This window comes from Haloarcula amylovorans, from assembly GCF_004681185.1.
Taxonomy (GTDB): domain Archaea; phylum Halobacteriota; class Halobacteria; order Halobacteriales; family Haloarculaceae; genus Haloarcula; species Haloarcula amylovorans.
In genome coordinates, this window is the sequence record NZ_SRIF01000001.1 from 1,249,127 (window position 1) to 1,268,909 (window position 19,783).

A 19,783-nucleotide genomic window follows, 5' to 3' on the forward strand; every position below is an offset into this window, starting at 1 on the left:
AGCGTGTCGCTCGCTGGATGCAGCGTGGGTCTCCGTCGCGGAGCACGTCGCTTCGTGTCGCTATTCGAGGGCCGCCCTCCCGTTGTCGCGCGCCCCTCGCTACTGCTCCGCGGTTCCCTGCGCTCGCGGTTGCACCGCTCGCATTCGAGGCGCTTCACGCCTCGCAGTCACCGCGTCGCCTTGAGGTTCTTCGCTTCCGCTCAGACCCTCGCTACTCACGGGTCACTTCGTTCCCCGTTCGTTTTCGAGACCCCTCGTTTCACTCGGGGTCTCGCTACTCCCAATACTCCATCTCCGCATCCCTGTCCAGATACGTCGAGAGCGTTCGCTCGTCGCTGTCGCCGCCGGGGGCCGCGCCAGCGTAGAGGCCCACCATCTCCTTGTCAGGATAGACCGTGATGTCGGGTTCCTCCATCGTCGAGACCACGAGGAGCCGGAGGCCGTCGTCACCTGCCTCGATCTCGTGGGCGCTCTCCTCGCCGGCGGGGAGGGCGATATAGTCCCCGGATTCGAGCGCGTGTTCCGTTGAGTCGGGACCCAACCACAGCGTCCCGCCACCGTCGAGGACGAACAGCGCCTCCTCGTTGCCCTCGTGATAGTGCCGGAGCCACATTCGGTTTCCCGACTCGACCGCGTAGAGACTCGTCCCGAGTTCCTCGCCGCCGGCGGCCGCGCCCAACTGCTTGCGCTTGAACGCGCGCTGGCCGTGTTCGTAGCTCGTCCACTCCAGGTCGTCGGCGTTGACGGGGCCGTCGCTCATGTCACGACTGACGACGGTCGCGGTGAAAAAGCTCCGCGAAGCTACAGTTTGTCGCCGAGAGCCGACAGGAGCGCGTCGAGCACGGCGTCGCGCTCACCGGCCAGGTAGCGAATCGAGCCTTCGCGGGCGCTCCGCGGTGCGACGCCGCCTTCCGGCGCATCCTCGGCGACGGTGTCGGCCAGTTCGTGGATGTCCACGTCTGCGTCGGTGCGGACGTACAGCGTGTCCGTAGAGATGCCGACCACGGCGTCGGCCTCGTCGCGAATGTCGCGGTGGAGTTCGTCGAGCAAAAGCGCCTCCGGCGGGAACTCGTACTGGTGGGAGTACGCGTCCGTGTCCAGCACGGCCACTTCGGTGTCCTCAACGGAGCGGTAGTCGAGGTTGGCTTTCGCCGTCGAGACTTCGTCGTCCACTCGCTCGCGGAACTGCTCCGCGATGTGACCGGCCAGGCCACCCACGTCGTCCTCGTCGTCACCGAAGACGAGGTCGGTGATGAGCTCGCGCTTGTCCTCGTAGGACTGGTAGTGCGCCTCCAGCGCGACGGCCTCGCGGAGCTGCGTGACTGCGTCGTCGTCGTAGCCCGCCTCGCTGGCGGCCTCGTGGTAGGCGTCGGGGACGCCCTCCCAGAAGCTGACCGCGGGCAGGTGGCGGAGGTCGTCGCGCACGTCGTCGTTGACGTGAGCGGCGACGTTGGCGGCCAGCGCCGTCGCGGTCGTCTCGGGCGCGTCGGCCAGGCTCGGCGAGACGACGGCGTCCACGGCGTCGGTGACCGCACCGTCGACATCGATGTCGTCGACGAGCACTGTCGGCGCGCCGTAGACGTTCAGCAGGTCGAAGCCGTCGAGGCTCTCGCGGGTGCCGCCGGCGGCGACGAAGACGAAGAGCGGCAGTTGCTCGTCGTGGCGCGCGCGGTTGTCGAGCATCGTCGACGTGTCCTTGGTCGCGTCGTCCATGTCGTAGACGCCGCCTTCGAGCGGTCGACGGTCGAAGTAGTGGTACTGCGCGTCGGTGCGACGGTGCTGGTCAGTGACCATCGGGAGCGTCGCGCGTTCGAGCGCGCTGCCGGCGAGGTAGCCGTCGGCCGTGTTGGCGTGCCGGACGATGACCGGGCGGTCGGTGAGAACCGCCTTGCGAATCTCCGTAGCCGCTTCGACGAGGTCCTCGGAGAGGGCGTCGATGGCCGGGTCGTCGGCCAGCGGGTCGGCGCTGTCAGGGCGGGCCTCGTCGTCGAGGGCGTCCGTGAGTCGTTGTTCGACCTCGTCGCGCTCTGCGTCTTCGAGGACCGAGAGGTCCTCGGTCTCGACTTGAATCTCGCCGCGGCGGCGGCGCACTTCGCCGCCGAATCGGGCAAAGTCCCCCTCCTCGACCTCGGGGTAAGCGCGGACGCCTGCCTCGACGAACGCGGCGCAGTCGACGGTACCGGTCTCGTCGTGGAGTTCGAACACCGTCGGGCCGGAGGTCTGTCGGATGTTGACGACCTCGCCTTCGAGGCGAACGTCCTCGCCGACGTGCTCCGAGAGCGCTCCGACGACGACCGCCTGCGGTTCCGCGTCGGTCGCTTCAGCGTCGGCCGCTTCAGCGTCAGTCGAGTCCGCCACTGTTTCTTCAGTTTGTTCTTCGACGACCGCAGCGCTCCCGCCGCTCTGGGCGGTTTCCGTCTCCGTCGTCGCTGCGTCGTCGTCCTCGTCGCCCGTCGCACCGACGCTGCCGCCAGCACCGTCTACGCGCTCGGCGTCGCTCGACTGGCTGACGGCTCCGGTGGTGGGTTCCGACTCGGCGGACTCGCCGCTCTCGTCGTTCCGGTCGGTCGTCTCGTCCCGCGCGTTACCGTTTCCCGAATCCGCCGCACTTGCCTCTGCCTCGTCCGCTTCTTCGAGCAGCGTCGAGTGACCGACGTCGGGGTCGTCGACGAGGACGCCGCGGAACTCGCGTTCGGACTGACGGATAGACCAGCCGAGGTCGATGTTGCCGTTGTCGCGAACGTTCTTCACCTGGACGTACACCTCGTCGCCAGAATCCCAGTCGAGGGAGTCGAGTCGACGGTCTAGTTCACTCCGGTGGAGGAGCCCCGTGACGCTGTCGCCGATGTCGACGAAGACACCGAACTCGGCGAACCCGTCTACGGTACCTCTGTAGTACCGATCGACGGACAGTTGGTCAGCGCTGTTGCCTCGGAATACGAACAGGGCGTCCTCCTCGTGGAGGTCACAGATACGTCCTTCGACGGACGTGCCGCAAATGATACACGAACCCATTAGACGACGAAAGCAGGCGCTGCCTAAAACTGTTGTCGAATTACTTGCGTCAGCGGCGCGCCGATTCAGTCCAGCACGTCGCTCTCCGATTCAAGCATTTCGAGGCCAGAAGCGACCGCTCTGGCCTGGTCGGGGAACAGCGAGATCTCCACCTCGCTGCCTTGTTCATCTTCGAAGGCAAGTTTCACTCGCTTGTCACCGTACTCGCGGACGTCGACGCCCTCGACGTCGTACAGTTTGATAGTCGCCTGCTTGTTCGACGGGCCGACGTTCTTGAACGCGCCGTCTTTCAGTTCCAGCATGAACTGCTCGATGTCGATGCTGAGCATATCGGAGACGTGCGCCGCCGACGCCTAAAACCCACTACTCGACGCGAGCGTCGTCACGGCGTGAAAGCCCCGAAAGCCGTACCCGAAGACGATGGCGGCGGGAAGCGCCGCGAGGACGGCCGCCACGCCCAGGCGGAGTTCGTGGACGACGGCGGTGCCAACGACGTACAGCCCCGCCCCCCAGACGGTGACGAGAACCCGGAGTTCCGGCGAGGGGAGACCTGCGAACACACAGGGTGCCATCGCGTAACAGAGCACCTGCACCGTCTCGCTGACGCCGCCGCGGTCGGCGGCGACGGGAATCAACAGCAGCGTCTGGAGCGCCGCCGTCAGGTGTACCGTCGCCGGCGCGACGAAGACGACGACCGCGAGCAGGACGAGGACTGCGATGCCAGGCGTGAACTCGCCGATGGCGGGATACGCGAACGGGCCAGTCGAGACGACGCCGCGGCGGGCCAAGTCGACGACGAGAAAGCGGCTCAGCTCTTCGAGTGCGACGACCAGCGCGGCGAATATCAGCCCCGGCGCTTGATCGCCGGGCGCGACGCCGGTCCGGAAGAACCGTCTCGGGCGCACGAGAATCTCTCCCCACGCGCGAGCCAGCGCGGTCGGTCCCCTATCGCGCCCGCCGGTCGTGTTCTCGACCCACTGTGTCACGCCCGGACGTAGCGACTCGGTGAGTATGACAGTTGCGAGTCAGCCTTTCCGGTCGGTTCGGGGAGGTACATTTAGGAACGCTGCGCCACGAAATTGACGTCCGCGAACTCGAATCGGGCTCCGCCCGCCGCGCTCTCGGTCACCCGAAGCGACCAGTCGTACACCGACGCCAACTCCCGTACGAACGCTAACCCGAGTCCGGTCCCGCCGTTGTCGGCCGCCGTCGTCACGCCCATCTCGAACACACGTTCCCTCTCAGCCGCCGGGATTCCGCCCCCGTCGTCCGCCACGAAGAAGCCGTCCTCCATCTTGCCGACCCGAACGGTCGCGTCGTTTCTCCCGTGCTGGATGGCGTTCTCGAAGAGGTTCTGGAACAGGTGGTGGATGTACGTCTCGTCGGTCTCTATCTGGATGTCGGTCTCGACCTGCAGCGTCGCCTCGGGAGTGTTGAGCGACTCCCACGCCTCTCGCGCGGCGGGTCCGAGCGAGATCCCCTCGCTCTCGCCGATTGCGGCCTGTCCCTGAGTGACCACTAACATGACGTCGATCATGTTCTCGATGCGGTCGAACGCTTCCGTGACGTACTCGGTGGCCTCGGCGTCCGTCTCCTCGGGGAGTTGTTGGCTGTAGATCTGCCCGATGGTGACGGGGTTTCGGAGTTCGTGAGCGAGCATGCTGGCGAAGCTCTCCAGACGCTGGTTCGACGCCTCGAGTTTCCGCTCGTGTTCGACTCGCTCGGTGATGTCCTGGACGGTCATGCCCACTTGCCGGTTCGTCGTCCCTTCGATCGTGAACGCGTGACACTGTAGGACGCGCTCGCTCAGTTCGAGCACACGTTGAAACGCGCCTCTCGTTCCGGTCTGTACGATATCTTCGAAGACGTTGATCCACTCGTCCGGGATGCCGAACGCCTGCTCGCGGACCGTCGTCCCGACCACGTCCTGAACGCCAGCGTATCGTCTGAAAGCCGGATTCGCTTCCACGTAGCGGAAGTCAGTCGGTTCATCCGGCGCGGTGTCCGCAGCCTCGACGACACAGTAGCCCTCAGTCATCGAGTCGAACAGGGTGCGATAGCGTTCCTCGGACTCGCGCAGGTCGTCGTAGAGCCGAGCGTTCTCGATGGCCGCCGAGGCGACGTTGGCCAGTTGGACGAGGAGTACCTCGTCAGCCTCCGTAAACTCGCCACGGTATTTATCGGAGACCTGAATCAGCCCCATGTTCTGTCCCTCCGAGCCGATTATCGGGACCGCCAGCCATCCCCGCATCGGGGGATGTTCGTCCTCGTCGTCGCCGAAGGCGTTCCACGCCGGATGGGACTCGAGTTCCGACTGCGTCATCCGTATCGGCTCGTTCCGTTCACAGACCAGCGCGTAGATACCGCTCCCGTCGGGTTCGTTGCTGTAGTCGCTGTACTCGGCGTACTTCTCCGACAGCGAAACCGCGTTGATCGCCTGTCCCCAGTCTTGGTTGACGGTACGACTCGTGACGGACTGGTGGGCACCGACCAGACTTCGCGCTTCTTCGGTGATATGGCGTAGCAGTTCGTCCAGGTCGTCGGAGACGTTGAGCTGCGTGACGAACCGGGCGAGTCGGCTGTGTTTCTTCAGCAGCCACTGACGCGAGGGTTCGGTCTCCTCGTCGGCCGGTGCGTCGGTCAGTGTGAGGTCCGGTTCCGTATCCTCGACCTCGTCCCGGTCGGACGGCCACCAAACTCGCTCATCGCCGACGTCCTTCGTCCGCAGCACGTTCTGCTCGACGAGGTCGCGTAGCTCTGGGCGGACCGTCTGGGGCGGATAGCCGGTCTCGTCGGCGACTTCGGGCGTCGTGTGCGGTTCGTAACCCCTCTCGTCGAAGACTTCGAGGATTACTTCCGACGGTGCTCGCTCTGGGCCAGGCATACCTCTAACTACGGCGGTAAATTATCTGCTTTACCGTCCTATATTTAACGGTCGTGTGGGACTGTCGACCGGAGCCGCTGCTATCGGTCTTCCTGTTAATCGTCCGCACCTGTGCTACAGACGCTTCCGCCTCGGGCACGCTACCGCGGCTCTCGTACTCAATCGTCTGCACCTTCGACCCGGCCGCTCACGGCTCAGGCACGCTGGCGCGGCCTTCGCGGCTAATCGTCCGCGCCGACGTTCTCCGTGCTTTCGAAACACGGCGGGTCCGGTTCGATGTTGGCGTACTGGACCGCCTCCTCGCCGAGTCTGGCGACTCGTTCGTCGATGTCCGGGTCGGTGATTTCGCCCGCTTCGACGGCGTTTCTGGCTCGCGGGATAGCCGCCTGGTGGGGGATGACCCACGAGTTCAGCGCCCGGCAGACCGAGCGGAGGTGTTCGAGCGCCGTGATGGGGAAACTGCCGCCGGCGACGGCGAGCAGTCCGACGGTCTTGTGCTCGAACTCGTCGAACCCGCAGTAGTCGAGCGCGTTCTTCAGCGGCGCGGAGAACGACCCGTGATACACCGGCGTGCCGAGGAGGATCGCGTCGGCCTCCGAGACGGCGTCGGTCAATCGAGTCGCGTCGCCCGCTTCACGGGCGTCGGCGTCGAAGACCGGGAGGTCGAACTCACGGAGGTCGAGCAGTTCGGTCGTCCCTCCGGCCGCTTCGGCCTCGGCGAGGGCGCGTTCGACGGCGACGCGTGTGTAACTCTCGTCGCGGAGGCTCCCAGCGATGCCGACGACGTGCGGTCTGGACATGCGTTAGCTCAGGGCCGGACAGATTAAAAGAGGCGGCGAAAGCGTGGTTCGTTCGGGTCACCGCTACGTCTGGTACTCGTCGGTCACGTCGACGAGGTTGACGACGCCGTCGGGGACGCGGTAGGCGACGACCACCGAGCGGTCGCCGTCCATCGAATCGACGGTCTTGTCCACGCTGTAGCCGACGTACGTACACTCCTCGCGGGTGAACTCCACGACGGAGTAGCCCCAGTTGTGGCTGTCGAAGAACTCCAGGTGCGGGTTCATCGCGGTGACGAGTTTGCTGAGGAGCGGTTCTGTCAGTTTCCCGCGGAGCCCACGGGTGAGATGCAACGCCTCGGCCGCGTTGAGCGACGTGACGGCGGGCGTCATGAACTCGACGCCGATGCGCTCGCCCTGTGCGACCCCCTCACCGCCGGTGACGCGGCCGGGATAGGAGGTCTGCTGGTAGCCGGCGACGTAACAGTGCATGTCGCCGGTCAGCGTCACGAAGTTCTCCACGTCGGCGGCGGCGATGGCTTCGACCACCTGGAGGCGCTCGCGTGTGTAGCCGTCCCACCCGCCCTGTACGGGGTACACCGACAGCGGCCCGGAACCGAGTCGGAACGGGATGGTCAGCACCTCGTCGGCCCACACCGTCCACTGAGCTTCCGAGTTGGCGATGGTGTCGATAAGCCACTCGCGTTGCTCCTCACCGAGCATCGTCCGCCCCGGCGGTTCGCGGTGGGGACCGACGTTGTCGGGCGTCGGAATCGCCTCCCTCGGCGGGTCCCGAAAGAGGCGCTCGTCGGTCAGCGACAGCGAGACGAGATCGCCGAAGTCCAGCGAGCGCCAGAGGACGAACCGCTCCTGGAGGGACTCGCCGTTGGGGTCGTACTCGACGCGTGCAGGCATGTACTCCCACCACGCGTGCATCGCGTCGGCGACGAGCTCGGTCATGAACGCCGGGTCGTCGCCGCGCGGGTGGTCGCCCGCGGGCGCGTCTGCCCGACTGTCCCAGTAGACGTCGTTGACCATCTCGTGGTCGTCCCAGCCGGCGATGAGCGTGTGTGACTCCAGTGCTCGCTGGAGGAAGCGGTCAGAACGGTAGGTCCGGTGAAGGTAGCGGTAGTCGTCGAGATTACGCACGCGATCGTAGCCGCTCGGCAGCGATAGCTCTCGGCCCTCGTACTCGTAGGAGCCGAGGCCCTTGAAGTGGCCGTCGCTGGACTCGTAGATAAAATCGCCCAGATGGACGATGAAGTCCACGTCCTCCTCGGCGACGTGGCCCAACGCGGGGAAGTAACCGTTGAGGTAGTTCTGGCAGGCGAGGACGGCCAGTCGAAGCGAGTCGGGGGAGTCCGCAGGGCGCGGCAGCGTCTGGCAGCGCCCGGTCCGGGAGGTGATGCCGTCGTAGACGAACCGATAACAGTACTCCGTATCAGGGTCGAGGCGGCCGTCCACGTCCACTTTCACCGTATAGTCGTGGGCGGCGATCCGCTCGCCGTCGGTCACCACGCCGTCGTAGACCACGTCCCCAAACGCCTCGTCCGTCGCCACCTGCACGCCCAGTGGCGTCTCCGGGTCGAACCGCTCGGGGTCGATGCGCGTCCAGAGGATGACGCCGCTCGGCGTCGGCCCGCCGCTGGCGACCGACTGCGGGAACACGGCGTCCGGGTCGCCCTCGCCGTCGATATCGAAGACATCGGCGTCGCCCGCCTCGACGAGGTCCATCGCCAGCGCGAGGTCGTGCGAATCCAGTTCGGAGAGTAGTTCGACGTGGTCGTCCGCTGTCCGCGACGGCTCGTCTCGCCCGTCCAGCCCAATCTCGCCCGACATACACCGTCCTATGATAGCGAGCCGATATCCCGGTTTCGGCGGCGAGTCCACCACCGGAATCGATCGATATCCCTAACCCGACTCCTCTGACCGCCCCACTCCACGAATCGTCGCACTATCCACGGGGCAGTACGTTCATTTCAGTTCAACACGAACTATCTCAGTATGCCTTCTACCGTTCTCGTCGCCTTCGACGGCTCTCCGCTTTCCGAACGTGCGCTCACGTACGCTATCGAGACCTTCCCGGACGCATCCATCACATCGATTTACGTCATTAATCCGATCTATTCGGTCATCGATGTAGAGGCTGGCGGCTTACCAGTCGCCGAAGACTGGTACGAGAATGCGAAAGAAGAAGCAACCAGAATCCACACGACAGCCACGGAGCTCGCGGCGGAACAGAATACCGAACTCGAGACCGTCACGGAAGTCGGCAAACCGGCACGAGAAATCCTCGAATACGCTTCCGACCACGACGTCGACCAGATCGTCATGGGCAGCCACGGCCGCTCAGGAATCGACCGGGCGTTCCTCGGGAGCGTCGCTGAGACAGTCACCCGCCGCGCACGGCTCCCGGTGACGGTCATCAGCTGAGTTGTTCGGCCAGCAGGACAGAAGGTCGTTCCAGCGTGCTAAAAGCCCGCATGCGGTCAGACGAGGTCCCAGTGAAATACCGGCGATGCAAAATCAACACCAATTGTATGGAGAGACCGAGTGACCGTTACTGAATCACCCCCGCTATCGACGTGTACTGTCCATATCGAACGACGAGGCGGTCGTGGCGAAGCGGGGGCGCGAGCACTCGAACGACACCTCCGGAACACACCCGGTGTCCACGACGCCGACGTTTCGTTCCGAACGGGGAGCGTTCGGATCACCTACGACAAGCGCGTCACCTCAGCGGAACAACTTCGAGAAGCAGTCCGCGACCGGGACGTCTCGATCCAAGACGAGCCCGAGACGGCACCCGACGAGGCGACTTCTCGCTCGGAGCTCAGACGGGAAGCCGTGTTCGTCGGTCTGACGCTGGTCGGCATGGTGACCGGCTTGGCGACAGGGTGGCTCGATGGCCCGCCACTCCTCATGTGGGTCGGCTACGGCGTGGCGTACGTCTTCGGCGGGTGGTACGGGCTCAAGGGGGCTATTCAGACACTCCGCCACCACGCGGTCGATATCGACCTGTTGATGATCGTCGCTGCGCTCGGCGCGCTCTCGATTGGGGCCCCGTTCGAGGGGGCGATGCTCCTCTTCCTGTTCTCGCTGTCGAACACACTCCAACACTACGCTATCGGTCGCTCGCGCCGGGCGATCAAGTCGCTCGTCGAGATGCGACCGGACGAAGCGCAGGTCCTGCGCGACGGCGAGGAAGTTACCGTTTCTATCGACGACATCGCCGTCGGTGACGTGTTCGTCGTCCGTCCTGGCGACAAAATCCCGCTTGACGGCATCGTTACGTCCGGAGAGGGAACGGTTGATCAAGCGTCGCTGACCGGCGAGTCAGTCCCCGTACCGAAGGAACCCGGCGACGAGGTGTTCGGCGGGACAATCAACGAGAGCGGAAGCCTCGAAATCGAAGTCACTCGCCAGGCTCACGAATCGGCGATCAGCCGCCTCATCCACATGGTCGAACGAGCCCAGAGTGAGAAAGCCCCGACTCAGCGACTCATCGACCGTCTTGAACAACCGTACGTCCTCGGCGTGTTCGCAATCACAATTGCAGCTATCGCAGTTCCGCTCGCGCTCGGGAGCGAGTTCACGGGGACGTTCTACCGCGCGATGACGCTCATGGTCGCCGCCTCGCCGTGTGCCGTCATCATCTCAACGCCGGCCGCAGTCCTATCCGCAATCGCCTCTGGTGGCCGACAGGGCGTCCTATTCAAGGGCGGAGAACACGTCGAGACCGCAGCACGCATCGACGCGGTCGCCTTCGACAAGACTGGCACACTCACACAGGGCGATACGCAGTTGACCGACGTATTCGTTCGCGACGGGACGGCGGACCCGACACTGACCGAGGACACGCTACTCTCCACCGCGGCCGCAGTACAGGCCCGCTCGGAGCACCACCTCGCTCGTGCGACCGTGACGGCGGCAGAATCCCAGGCACTCGATGTCCCCGACGCGGAGCGGTTTCAATCAGTCGCCGGGAAAGGGGTCAAAGCAAACGTCGACGGCAGCACGATCCATATCGGGAATCGAAGTTACTTCGAGACCGTTCTCGGAGACGCAGCAATAGATGGGCTCGAATCAGGCCTTGATCGCCTCCAAACCGTAGAGGCAGAGGGGAAAACGAGCGTCCTCGTCGCCAGAGAGCGTCACGGCGAAGTCAGCGTCTTGGGGTGGCTCGCCTTCACCGATACCGTTCGCCCTGACGCGGCCGAGATGATCGACGACCTCCGCTCGCTCGGGGTTGAGCACATAGTGATGCTGACAGGCGACAACGAGCGTGTCGCCCAGCGGATCGCCGACGAGGTTGGCATCGACGAAGTCCAGGCGGAACTCCTGCCGGAGGAGAAAGTAGCGACCATCGAAGAACTGGTCGAACGACACGAGAACGTGGCGATGGTCGGCGACGGCGTCAACGACGCGCCAGCCCTCGCCACAGCGACCCTCGGCATCGCGATGGGCGGCGCGGGGACCGATGTCGCCCTCGATACTGCCGACGTGGTACTGATGGGTGACAACCTCAGCAAGATACCCTACGTTCTCGGCCTCGGACGCAAGACCCGCCGGACGCTCACAATCAATCTCGCCATCGCGTTCGGCGCGATTGCACTCATGGTCGGCACGATCCTCCTCCGAGGCATCCCGCTTCCGCTCGCAGTGGTTGGTCACGAGGGGTCGACCGTCCTCGTTTCGCTGAACGGCCTTCGGTTGCTCGGTTATCGGGAGTGAGTTACCGGAGTCGAGCAGTCGTTTGACCGTTCCGTTCCTCGATCTGGACGAGACCGTCGTCAGCGAGGTCCGAAAGGAGATCACGAAGCCACTCTCGCCCGTGCTCACCGTCGGGTGTGTAGTCAACTCGAATCCGATGTCCAAGCGTGTCTAGGTCCATCTTGTCGTGTTCACCGAGAAGTCGAACAATTCGCCCACGAAACTGCCGCCGACTCCCCTCGAATGCGGGTTGGGTCGGCACGTCCGGCGCGGTGAAGTCCCCGGTCGCGTACGCCGAACACCACTCGCGCCACGGGCACCCCGCGCCGTCGCAGTCGGGCGTCTTTTCGCAGGCGACCCCGCCGAGTTCCATGATGGCGTTGTTCCAGACGCGGGATTCGCCTTCGGGCATGAGCGCCTGCGCGACTTCCTCGAAGGCGTCGTCCTCGTCGGGGACGTCGAACGCGCGGTACAGCACCCGCTTGACGTTAGTGTCGACGACGGCGTTTCCGTTGTTGAACGCGAAGGAAGCGACGGCGTTGGCGGTGTAGGGGCCGACGCCCATCAACTCCGAGAGGCCGTCGGGGTCCCGTGGCCACTCGCCGCTGTGGTCGTCGCGTATCTGTCTCGCGGCCTCGTGGAGGTATTTCGCGCGGTTGTTGTACCCCAGCGAGTGGTCGGTCCAGAAGCCGACCACGTCGCTCCGGTCGGCCGCCGCCAGATCGGCCACGGTCGGCCAGCGGTCGAGGAAGTCCTCCCACGCGCTGACAACGCGGTCCAGTTGCGTCTGCTGACTCATAATTTCCGAGACGAGGATCGCGTAGGGGTCGTCGGTCTGTCGCCACGGGTACGCTCGGTGATCGGCCTCGTACCACTCGATCAGCGCCCGCTGCACCGGGGACGGGTCCGCGGACACGTCGCCGGGGAGGTCCGCCATCGCCGACTGCTCACTCATTGGCCCGCCGTTAGAATCGTCGCGGTTTGTGTGTAGCGGTTGCTGTCACTGTGGCGGCTGTCCCATCGTCGAACTCAGTCCTCTACGTCGACCCACTCGAACTCGCTGTCCGACCAGTCGAGTTCGTCGCCGCTCGTCACGTCCGAGAAGACGAACATCGCACCGTCCTCGTACGTGCTGTCGACGTAGAGTCGCCAGCCGTGGGCCTCGGCGATAGTCTTGACGATGGACAGCCCCAACCCGGTCCCATCCTCGCTGGTCGTGTGGCCGTACTCGAAGATGTCGTCTACCTCCGACTCGGGGATGCCCGGCCCGTCGTCGGCGACGTAGAAACCGTCCGAAAGCAACCCGACCGTGACGGTAACGTCCTCGCCCACGTGGTCGATGGCGTTGCGAAACAGATTCTCCAGCCCGCGGAGGAGGCGCGAACGGTCGGCGCGGATGGAACGGTTTCCGGATATTTCGAGAGTAGCGCCCTTGCTGTCTACGTTCGTCCACGCGTCGCGGACCACAGCGTCGAGGGAGATTTCTTCCGTCTGTTCGATGCTCTCCCCCTCCCGCGTCAGCGTGAGCACGTCGTCGATGATGGATTCGATGCGGTCGTGCGAAACCTCGACTTTCTCGACGTGGGTCTGTAACTCCGCCGTATCCGTCTCCTCGTCGAGGGCCGCCAGTTGCGCCGAGAGCAGTTCGAGGTGGCCGCGTGCGACCGTCAGTGGGTTTCGGAGGTCGTGTGACAGCGTCGACGCGAACTGGTCGAGGCGGCTGTTCTGTCGCTTCAGTTCCTGTTTGGACTGTTCCGCCATCTCCCGGGCCTCGTGGGCCTGCCGTATCTGCTCGCCGAGAGCGTCACGCGCGTCGGCCACGGCGTCGTAGAGCTGACCGATCTCGTCCTCGCGGTTCGTCGAGAGAGGCACCCCGAGGTGGCCGTCCTCTATCGATTCGATGCGCTTTCGGAGTCGGACGAGCGGGACCACCGTCTCCCGGGAGATGACGAGTGCCGTCACACTGATCGAGAGGACCGTGAGTACGGCCACGATAGCAGCGGCGCGACCGACCACCCGCGACGGACGGAAGAGCGTTATCCGGTCGGCGGCGGTCACGACGACCCACGGCGTCCCGTCGACCGGCGCGTACGCGAGCATCTCTTCGTCCGACTCGCTGGTCGCGGTCGCGCCGTCTCTGGCCGTCTCGAATCCCGCGTGTGCGGCGTGCCGCTCGGTGTTTCTCGCCGCCGTCGGGAACACGGGGTTGCCCACCTCGTCGAGGACCGCCGTGGTTCCCATCGCACCGCCATCGAGCTGTCGACCGTCTACCGTTCCGACAACCAGCAAGACGGCGTCGCGGTCGGCGACCGGGCTGGCGAATGCCATCGCCTGCTGCCCGTCTCGCTCGTAGGCAACCGACGGCACAACTGCCGTCGGATCGGTCGAGTCCGACGCCTCACGAACGGCGGGCCGCCACGCGGGTTGCATCGACGCGACCGACCGTTCGGACCCGGACTGCTCGGTGCTGGCCGTGACCACCGCTTGTGCCCCCGAGACATCGACATAGTGAATCTCTACCACATTTGCCGACGAGGTCGACGCGAACCGCCCGAGCGACTGCTGGACGCTCGTCTCGTTGGCGGTGAGCGCTAGCGTACTGGAAAAGGATCGTGTCTGCGCTCGAATACCCGACTGCCACTCGCTGAGCGACGACGCGCGGAGCGTCGCCGTCTCGGTCAGCATCTCGGTCCGGTCGTCCTCGATGGCGTGCCGAACCTGGACGTAGCCCGCTAAAACAGCGCCGCTGATGAGCAGGGCGACGACGGCGAGAGTCACCACTAGTCTAGCGGCGTAGTTTCGTCGGACGACGGACGGCACTACGCGCCGGAATCGGCCGCGAAGTGTCCGCTCGTGTTCCGCCTCGCTCGTCCGGCCGGCCGAACCACCCACCGTCCGGTCCTGCGAGCGAGCGCTGTCGTCGTCTCCGGTCATCTGTCGTCAGTGTCCCCAGTACGTCGAGCCGCCACTCTCTCAGAGTGTCACCCCGTAACAAGTATAAAATTTGTTATACTGCTGGCAACGGTAGTCGCCCCGTCAGCCGGCGGCTCGGTCGCCGAGTCGCAAAGCGTTTCCCCGGCCTCCACTACCCGTGAGACATGAGTCTCGACGACCTGCAAGACGACATCGAAGGCGAGTACGCCGACTTCGGCGAGAATCTCTCCGTGGACCTCGACCGGGAGACGCGCAACGAACTGGCGATGCTCTCGGTCGCGCTCGACCCCGAGGACGCCGACGAACTCGTCCGCCGCGCCATCCACGACTTCTTTCAGGCGACGGTCGAGCGCGGGACACTGGATTTCCACCTCCGCTCGGGCTACGACTGCACCTACGACGAGTTCCTCTCGGGGATGACCTTCGACGAGATGACGGGGGGTCAGTTCCCCCAGCAACAGGACAAAGACGACCGACGCTACCAGTTCTGAAAGCCGCCCGTCGGTTTACATCAGTAACGCGACGGCCATCAGGCTCGCGCCGCCGAGGACGACTGAACTCCAGATTGCGACCTGCGTGGCGAACCGCCGGTTCGGACTCGGCGCGGTGAGCGCCGCCTTGACGACGATACTGGACGCCGTCGCGATGAGAATCGCGATCATGGCCGTCTGCTCGCTCTGGATAGTGCCGCTCCGGTAGAGCAACACCGCCGACGTGGTCGCGCCCGCGCTGGAGACGAGGCCGCTTATCGCCGACGTGACGTAGAGCCCCGCCGTCCCGAACCGCGCGCTGGCGACGCCACCTGCCACGACGACCAGCAGAAACACCCCACCGAACGTCAGCGCGTTCTGCATCGAGAACGGGCTATCGAGGTCCATCTCGATGGATTCGGACCAGTCGGCCGTGTAGGCCGCGACCACGACGCTCCCGACGATGACCGCCCCGAGCGGGACGACTGCCTCCACCAGCACGCCTTGATTGATAGTGAACAGGACGGTGATGAGGAGGTTTCGAAGCGCCATCGCGGCGTCGGCGAGTAAGATGGCCGCGACCGCGTAGGAACTGGCTTCGGGGCGCTGTTTGACGTGGTCCATCATCGTGCCGACCACGGCCGTCGAAGAGGCCAATCCGCCGAAAAAGCCAGTGATGGCGATCCCACGGCCGCCGTAGCTCTGGACGACGGCGTAGTTGAGGATGCCGATGCCTGCGACGAAGACGACCATCAACCAGATGGTGCGCAGTTCCAGCGTGACGTCGATTCTCGGCACCGACACCGGATCGGGTGGCAACAGCGGATAGACGACGAAGGCGATGATGGCGAACTCCGTCGCCGACCGCACCTCCTCCCGTGAGAGCCCCCATGCGAAACTGTGGAGTTCTCGCTTGAGGACGAGCAGTAGCGAGGAGATGACGGCCACGGTCACCGCTTCGAGCCTCGCTCCAGACGCGGCGAGCGAGCCGACCCCGTAGGCGACCAGCATCGAGACGGAGGTGGTCAGCGAGAGGCGATCTTCGTCCGCCATGAGTCCCTGTATCGCCAGTAACACCCCCTGCGTGATGACGAGAATACCGCCGACGATGAGGAGCGTGCTGTTCTCCGTCAGCGTAAACACCGCCGCTAAGAGACTGATGAGCGCGAACGTCCGGATTCCAGCCGACTTCTGGGACCACTCACGTTCCAAGCCGAGGAACATCCCGAGCGCACCGGCCAACAGGATGTTGAGGATGACGTCGTACCCCGGCGAGGAGGCCAACTGTATCAAAGTCACAGTCCGTGTACTCGGTCGGACAGTAAAATACTACGGCCAGCGAGCGCATACCTTTTTACCGGATGCTGTGAAATCGAAACGTATGGTACCGCGCGACGTGGACTGGCCACGCGCCTTCTGGATCGGATTCGGCGCCCTCCTCGCGGCGACGCTCCTGTTCGTCCTCTACACCTTCATCGGAACGTTCGTCTTCGGGATCTTTCTGTACTACGCGACGCGACCGCTGTACCGCCGGGTGTACCGCCGTCTCCGCCAACGAACGCTCTCAGCGCTGCTCTCGTTGTTCTTACTCGCGCTGCCCGTCCTCGGCCTGCTCTACTACACGCTCGCGATCGCCCTCCAGGAGTTCGAACGGTTCGCCGCGACCGCCGATCTCGGCCCCTACGCCGCCGTCGTCGAACCGTATCTAGACATCTCCGACGTCGTCCAGAATCCCCAAGCACTCCTGACCGATGCCGGAACCGACACCCTCTTCGAGACGCTCACGCAGTTCCTCGACTACGTCGGGTTCATCGGCACCGGTCTCGTCCACGTCTTCGTCATGTTCGCCTTCGCGTTCTACCTCCTCCGAGACGGACCGCGACTGGCCGAGTGGGCGAAGAACTTTCTCGACCACCGTGGGGTCTTGGACTGCTACTTCCACGAGGTCGACCGGAGCTTCCACAAGGTGTTCTACGGCAACATCCTCAACGCGATCGTCACCGGCGCGATCGGGGCCATCTCGTTCAGCCTCGTCGATATGGTCGCGCCGGCCGGCCACGCCGTGCCGTATCCCGCTCTGACTGGACTGCTGGCCGGGGCGGCGAGCCTCGTCCCCATCGTCGGCATGAAACTCGTTTACGTTCCATTGGGGACGTACCTCTCGGCGCAAGCGTTTTTCGCCAGCGACGGCTGGTGGTTCGTCGCGCTCTTCGTCGCCGTCGCATTCGTCGTCGTCGATACCATCCCGGACGTACTGGTCCGCCCGTACGTCTCAAGCGGCGTCTCCTTCTCCGTCGGTCGGTTTGGGCGGGCCACGGGCGACCGAGACCCAGCGCCCGGTCTCCATACGGGGATGTTGATGTTCGCGTACATCCTCGGGCCGTTTCTCTTCGGCTGGCCCGGCATCTTCCTCGCGCCGATGTTGCTGGTACTTGTCGTCCACTTCGCCCGGTTCGTCCTCCCGGAACTCGTCGAGGGCAAAGCGATACAGCCGCGAGTGGTCGATCCGACGAACCTCGTCGACGACCCACGAGAAGGCGAAGCGAGCGAAACCGAAAGAGAGGACGATATCGATAGACAGGGTACCGAGGACCAACCGACAGCGGAGTATCCACCGGCAGGTACCACGAGATCGACGACGCCAGACGACCCTGGGGCTAGCTGAGTCGGCTCAGGGAGTTAGCACCGACCGACGTCGGGCCGTCTCACTCGTCGAGATACTGCGTCTCCCAGTCTTGCCGGGCTTCGATCTCGCGGCGGCCACGTCGTGTGAGCGTATAGAAGTTCGTCCGCCGGTCCCGTTGGCCCTTCTCGACGAGCCCCTTATCGACGAGCGTATCGAGATTCGGGTACAGCCGGCCATGGTGGATCTCCTTCTCATAGTACTCCTCCAGTTCCTCCTTTATCGCCAGCCCGTGTGGCTCCTCCAGACCCGAGATGACGTAGAGGAGGTCGCGCTGGAATCCGGTCAAGTCGTGCATCGCTCTGGTCTAAACTAGTATTCGTGTCTAAATCGTTTAAATATGTCGAATCGGAGAGTTTCGCGTTTCTCACACTCGCATTGAACCCGCTTTCTGGTAGCATCAAGACGAATTGCGCCGAATTACCACACCGAAAATTCGAGTCAGCATTTCATCATTCTGGGAAAGGTGATGCCGATGATATTATTTAGCGACGACGCCAAGGGGTGGTATGCCAGAAGAGACGCTGTTCGAGACAGAACAACCGCTCGGGCGCACCGCCGTCGCCGACTACCTCCGTTCGCTGGCCGACTCGCTCGAATCCGGGTCGGACGTAACGCTGCGCGCGGGCGATCAGTCCGTCACCCTCGACCCGCCAGAGACGGTGGAGTTCGAGGTCAAAGCAGAGCGCGAGGGACCGACCGACGGCGACGGCGAACTGAGCATCGAAGTCGAACTGGAGTGGCCTGAGAACGCTTCCGAGGGTGGGTCCGCGGACGGCGACTTGCAGATCGAGTGACGCCGCTCTCGGCACTCGTCAGTGTCGAAATCGCAGGGAATGACCACCAAAGAAGTGTCTGCGTCGTATAGTGTAGCGAAGTAAGTGGAAAGCGGTCGCGAAAAACGCGACCGCTTGCCGCCCTGAATTGGTCCCCGCTGACGCTTCGGCCCTCCAAGCGAAGCGTCACTTGACAGAAGGAGGGTAGTGAACTTAAAAGTACCGGCACGCCACGACTGGTATTAGTTATCGAATGGGAGCCGTCTGAAATATAAGCCCTATATATGCTCTTCTTCGAGTACCCACCCCAGCGCCCGCTTGTAGTGGGTAAACATCATTCGGACGCGCTCGTGGGACATCTCCTCGCTCTCTAGCTGTTCGGTCAGGAACTCGTACTGCTCGCGGACCTCGGATTCCGAACGCATACGCGGACGTTGTCGCTCGCAATTCGAGATTCTTCCGCTTGTCAGAACGAGAGCTACTGCTCCGCGGGTCGTTCCTCCCCGCTCCGCCGAGGGACCTCGCAGGGCTCGGACCCCCGCTACCACTCACCGCGTCGCTCGAGGGCCGCGCGCTTCGCTTGCGCCCCTCGCTACTGCTCCACGGGTCGTTCCTCCCCGTTCCGCCGAGGGTCCTCCCAAGGCTCGGACCCTCGCTACTGCTCGCGGCTCACTACGTTCGCCGCTGTGCTTCTTCGAGACCCTTCCCTTCGGTCAGGCTCTCGCTACTCCTCCACGGAACAAACTTGAGGCCGGCGAGCAGAGGTGGAGATATGAAGATTCGAGGGGACCGCGAGTGTCAGTCCTGTGGGACTCGGTGGTCGTACTACGACACCGGGAGCGTCGAGTGCCCGGAGTGTGGCAGCGTCCACAGCGTCGGCGTCGACGACCACACGGAACACACCGATACGCCGGTCTCGCTGGACCTGACATCGATTCGAAACCGCGTGGACGAGGAACCGACCGACGAGATCGCTCGCGCCGTGGCGGAGACGTGCCGGGAGTACACGCGCAAACGAGGATTCATCGACGCGGGTTCGCTCGAACCCCTGGACGAGACGTACGTCGCCGCCAGTCTCCTCCAGCACGTCGCTACTGCCATCGCGCGGAAAATGCGCTCCGATGACGCCGCGGAACTGTACTTCCTCGACCTGCTCGCCGGAGCCGACGCCGGGGAGCGTCCGGGAGCCGACGAAGTCCCGGACGAGCTTCGCACGGCGTTCGGTCTCGCCGTGGCCGAAGCGGTCGACGCCTACCAACGAGACGTGCGCAGATACCTCGACGACCACCCGGACGAAACGGCTCGACAGCTCTCGGGCCGCATCCGCGACCACCGCAAGCGAGTCGAGGCCTTAGACGGGAACGTCGACCCGGAGAACGCGAACCGTCTGCTCCACGCCGCCCGCGATCTCGGCCGGTTCGTCGACGGCGACGAGAGCGCCTATGTTACCGCTGACAACTGGCTCGGGGGGTTGGACGAGACGTAGCGTCGCCCCTCACGACACCGAACTCCGATTTCCGCGGGTCCCG

Annotated in this window: 18 protein-coding genes; 6 read left to right on the plus strand and 12 right to left on the minus strand. The window is 64.4% G+C overall.

Translation table 11 applies throughout. From position 1 onward, the window contains the following. Window positions 1–274: 274 nt before the first annotated feature. From E4S61_RS06320 to E4S61_RS06350, 7 genes are all read right to left on the minus strand, one after another. The gene (locus E4S61_RS06320; protein WP_135303036.1) at window positions 275–760 is read right to left on the minus strand and encodes a cupin domain-containing protein; all 486 of its coding nucleotides are present in this window, start codon (window positions 758–760) and stop codon (window positions 275–277) included. 41 nt (window positions 761–801) lie between these two features. Beyond that, the gene (locus E4S61_RS06325) at window positions 802–3,015 is read right to left on the minus strand and encodes a DHH family phosphoesterase (protein WP_135303037.1); all 2,214 of its coding nucleotides are present in this window, start codon (window positions 3,013–3,015) and stop codon (window positions 802–804) included. A 65-nt stretch (window positions 3,016–3,080) separates the two neighbouring features. After that, window positions 3,081–3,344, minus strand: a complete 264-nt coding sequence (locus E4S61_RS06330) for a hypothetical protein (protein ID WP_135303038.1) — start codon at window positions 3,342–3,344, stop codon at window positions 3,081–3,083. A gap of 24 nt (window positions 3,345–3,368) precedes the next feature. Beyond that, on the minus strand, window positions 3,369–4,001 hold the full coding sequence (locus E4S61_RS06335) for a YIP1 family protein (protein WP_135303039.1): 633 nt from the start codon (window positions 3,999–4,001) through the stop codon (window positions 3,369–3,371). A 71-nt stretch (window positions 4,002–4,072) separates the two neighbouring features. Next, complete coding sequence (locus E4S61_RS06340) at window positions 4,073–5,899, minus strand: GAF domain-containing sensor histidine kinase (protein ID WP_135303040.1); 1,827 nt, start codon at window positions 5,897–5,899, stop codon at window positions 4,073–4,075. 221 nt (window positions 5,900–6,120) lie between these two features. After that, window positions 6,121–6,699 (minus strand): NADPH-dependent FMN reductase, encoded by a 579-nt coding sequence (locus tag E4S61_RS06345; protein WP_135303041.1) that lies wholly within the window; start codon window positions 6,697–6,699, stop codon window positions 6,121–6,123. A gap of 63 nt (window positions 6,700–6,762) precedes the next feature. Continuing rightward, window positions 6,763–8,517: an alkaline phosphatase D family protein gene (locus E4S61_RS06350; RefSeq protein WP_135303042.1), complete on the minus strand. Its 1,755-nt coding sequence runs from the start codon at window positions 8,515–8,517 to the stop codon at window positions 6,763–6,765. Between the two features lie 165 nt (window positions 8,518–8,682). Between E4S61_RS06350 and E4S61_RS06355 the strand changes: the two genes are divergently transcribed. Together E4S61_RS06355 and E4S61_RS06360 are read left to right on the plus strand one after the other, a co-directional pair. Next, a complete protein-coding gene (locus tag E4S61_RS06355; RefSeq protein ID WP_135303043.1) occupies window positions 8,683–9,111 on the plus strand; it encodes a universal stress protein in 429 nt (142 codons plus the stop codon). A 120-nt stretch (window positions 9,112–9,231) separates the two neighbouring features. Further along, a complete protein-coding gene (locus tag E4S61_RS06360) occupies window positions 9,232–11,412 on the plus strand; it encodes a heavy metal translocating P-type ATPase (protein ID WP_135303044.1) in 2,181 nt (726 codons plus the stop codon). A gap of 1 nt (window position 11,413) precedes the next feature. Here E4S61_RS06360 and E4S61_RS06365 read toward each other — a convergent pair whose 3' ends face one another. Both E4S61_RS06365 and E4S61_RS06370 read right to left on the minus strand, forming a co-directional pair. Continuing rightward, complete coding sequence (locus tag E4S61_RS06365; RefSeq protein ID WP_135303045.1) at window positions 11,414–12,346, minus strand: HhH-GPD family protein; 933 nt, start codon at window positions 12,344–12,346, stop codon at window positions 11,414–11,416. 74 nt (window positions 12,347–12,420) lie between these two features. After that, a complete protein-coding gene (locus tag E4S61_RS06370; RefSeq protein WP_135303046.1) occupies window positions 12,421–14,325 on the minus strand; it encodes a sensor histidine kinase in 1,905 nt (634 codons plus the stop codon). Between the two features lie 164 nt (window positions 14,326–14,489). Here E4S61_RS06370 and E4S61_RS06375 point away from each other — a divergent pair, with 164 nt between their 5' ends. Further along, the gene (locus tag E4S61_RS06375) at window positions 14,490–14,816 is read left to right on the plus strand and encodes a hypothetical protein (protein ID WP_135303047.1); all 327 of its coding nucleotides are present in this window, start codon (window positions 14,490–14,492) and stop codon (window positions 14,814–14,816) included. A 15-nt stretch (window positions 14,817–14,831) separates the two neighbouring features. Here the strand turns inward: E4S61_RS06375 and E4S61_RS06380 are convergent, their stop codons facing one another. Continuing rightward, window positions 14,832–16,094, minus strand: coding sequence for an MgtC/SapB family protein (locus E4S61_RS06380; RefSeq protein WP_135303048.1), 1,263 nt, complete (start codon window positions 16,092–16,094; stop codon window positions 14,832–14,834). Window positions 16,095–16,176: 82 nt separating this feature from the next. Here E4S61_RS06380 and E4S61_RS06385 point away from each other — a divergent pair, with 82 nt between their 5' ends. Next, complete coding sequence (locus E4S61_RS06385; protein WP_167768426.1) at window positions 16,177–17,460, plus strand: AI-2E family transporter; 1,284 nt, start codon at window positions 16,177–16,179, stop codon at window positions 17,458–17,460. Window positions 17,461–17,500: 40 nt separating this feature from the next. Here E4S61_RS06385 and E4S61_RS06390 read toward each other — a convergent pair whose 3' ends face one another. Next, window positions 17,501–17,776 carry a helix-turn-helix transcriptional regulator gene (locus E4S61_RS06390; RefSeq protein WP_135303050.1) on the minus strand — a complete coding sequence of 92 codons (276 nt, stop codon included), beginning with the start codon at window positions 17,774–17,776 and terminating at the stop codon, window positions 17,501–17,503. Between the two features lie 211 nt (window positions 17,777–17,987). On the opposite strand from E4S61_RS06390, the gene E4S61_RS06395 reads away from it, so the two are divergent. Beyond that, entirely contained in the window at window positions 17,988–18,275 is a 288-nt protein-coding gene (locus tag E4S61_RS06395; protein ID WP_135303051.1) for an amphi-Trp domain-containing protein, read from the plus strand. A 257-nt stretch (window positions 18,276–18,532) separates the two neighbouring features. Here the strand turns inward: E4S61_RS06395 and E4S61_RS25285 are convergent, their stop codons facing one another. Then, entirely contained in the window at window positions 18,533–18,679 is a 147-nt protein-coding gene (locus tag E4S61_RS25285; RefSeq protein ID WP_167768427.1) for a hypothetical protein, read from the minus strand. A gap of 347 nt (window positions 18,680–19,026) precedes the next feature. Here E4S61_RS25285 and E4S61_RS06400 point away from each other — a divergent pair, with 347 nt between their 5' ends. Next, window positions 19,027–19,740 carry a DUF7117 family protein gene (locus E4S61_RS06400; protein ID WP_135303052.1) on the plus strand — a complete coding sequence of 238 codons (714 nt, stop codon included), beginning with the start codon at window positions 19,027–19,029 and terminating at the stop codon, window positions 19,738–19,740. Window positions 19,741–19,783 lie beyond the last annotated feature (43 nt).

What these genes read in the sequence shown, in the direction of transcription:
- E4S61_RS06320 (WP_135303036.1), bottom strand. Translation starts at nt 760, where the DNA reads ATGAGCGACGGCCCCGTCAACGCCGACGACCTGGAGTGGACGAGCTAC.
- E4S61_RS06325 (WP_135303037.1), bottom strand. Translation starts at nt 3,015, where the DNA reads ATGGGTTCGTGTATCATTTGCGGCACGTCCGTCGAAGGACGTATCTGT.
- E4S61_RS06330 (WP_135303038.1), bottom strand. Translation starts at nt 3,344, where the DNA reads ATGCTCAGCATCGACATCGAGCAGTTCATGCTGGAACTGAAAGACGGC.
- E4S61_RS06340 (WP_135303040.1), bottom strand. Translation starts at nt 5,899, where the DNA reads ATGCCTGGCCCAGAGCGAGCACCGTCGGAAGTAATCCTCGAAGTCTTC.
- E4S61_RS06345 (WP_135303041.1), bottom strand. Translation starts at nt 6,699, where the DNA reads ATGTCCAGACCGCACGTCGTCGGCATCGCTGGGAGCCTCCGCGACGAG.
- E4S61_RS06350 (WP_135303042.1), bottom strand. Translation starts at nt 8,517, where the DNA reads ATGTCGGGCGAGATTGGGCTGGACGGGCGAGACGAGCCGTCGCGGACA.
- E4S61_RS06355 (WP_135303043.1), top strand. Translation starts at nt 8,683, where the DNA reads ATGCCTTCTACCGTTCTCGTCGCCTTCGACGGCTCTCCGCTTTCCGAA.
- E4S61_RS06365 (WP_135303045.1), bottom strand. Translation starts at nt 12,346, where the DNA reads ATGAGTGAGCAGTCGGCGATGGCGGACCTCCCCGGCGACGTGTCCGCG.
- E4S61_RS06370 (WP_135303046.1), bottom strand. Translation starts at nt 14,325, where the DNA reads ATGACCGGAGACGACGACAGCGCTCGCTCGCAGGACCGGACGGTGGGT.
- E4S61_RS06375 (WP_135303047.1), top strand. Translation starts at nt 14,490, where the DNA reads ATGAGTCTCGACGACCTGCAAGACGACATCGAAGGCGAGTACGCCGAC.
- E4S61_RS06385 (WP_167768426.1), top strand. Translation starts at nt 16,177, where the DNA reads ATGGTACCGCGCGACGTGGACTGGCCACGCGCCTTCTGGATCGGATTC.
- E4S61_RS06390 (WP_135303050.1), bottom strand. Translation starts at nt 17,776, where the DNA reads ATGCACGACTTGACCGGATTCCAGCGCGACCTCCTCTACGTCATCTCG.
- E4S61_RS06395 (WP_135303051.1), top strand. Translation starts at nt 17,988, where the DNA reads ATGCCAGAAGAGACGCTGTTCGAGACAGAACAACCGCTCGGGCGCACC.
- E4S61_RS25285 (WP_167768427.1), bottom strand. Translation starts at nt 18,679, where the DNA reads ATGCGTTCGGAATCCGAGGTCCGCGAGCAGTACGAGTTCCTGACCGAA.
- E4S61_RS06400 (WP_135303052.1), top strand. Translation starts at nt 19,027, where the DNA reads ATGAAGATTCGAGGGGACCGCGAGTGTCAGTCCTGTGGGACTCGGTGG.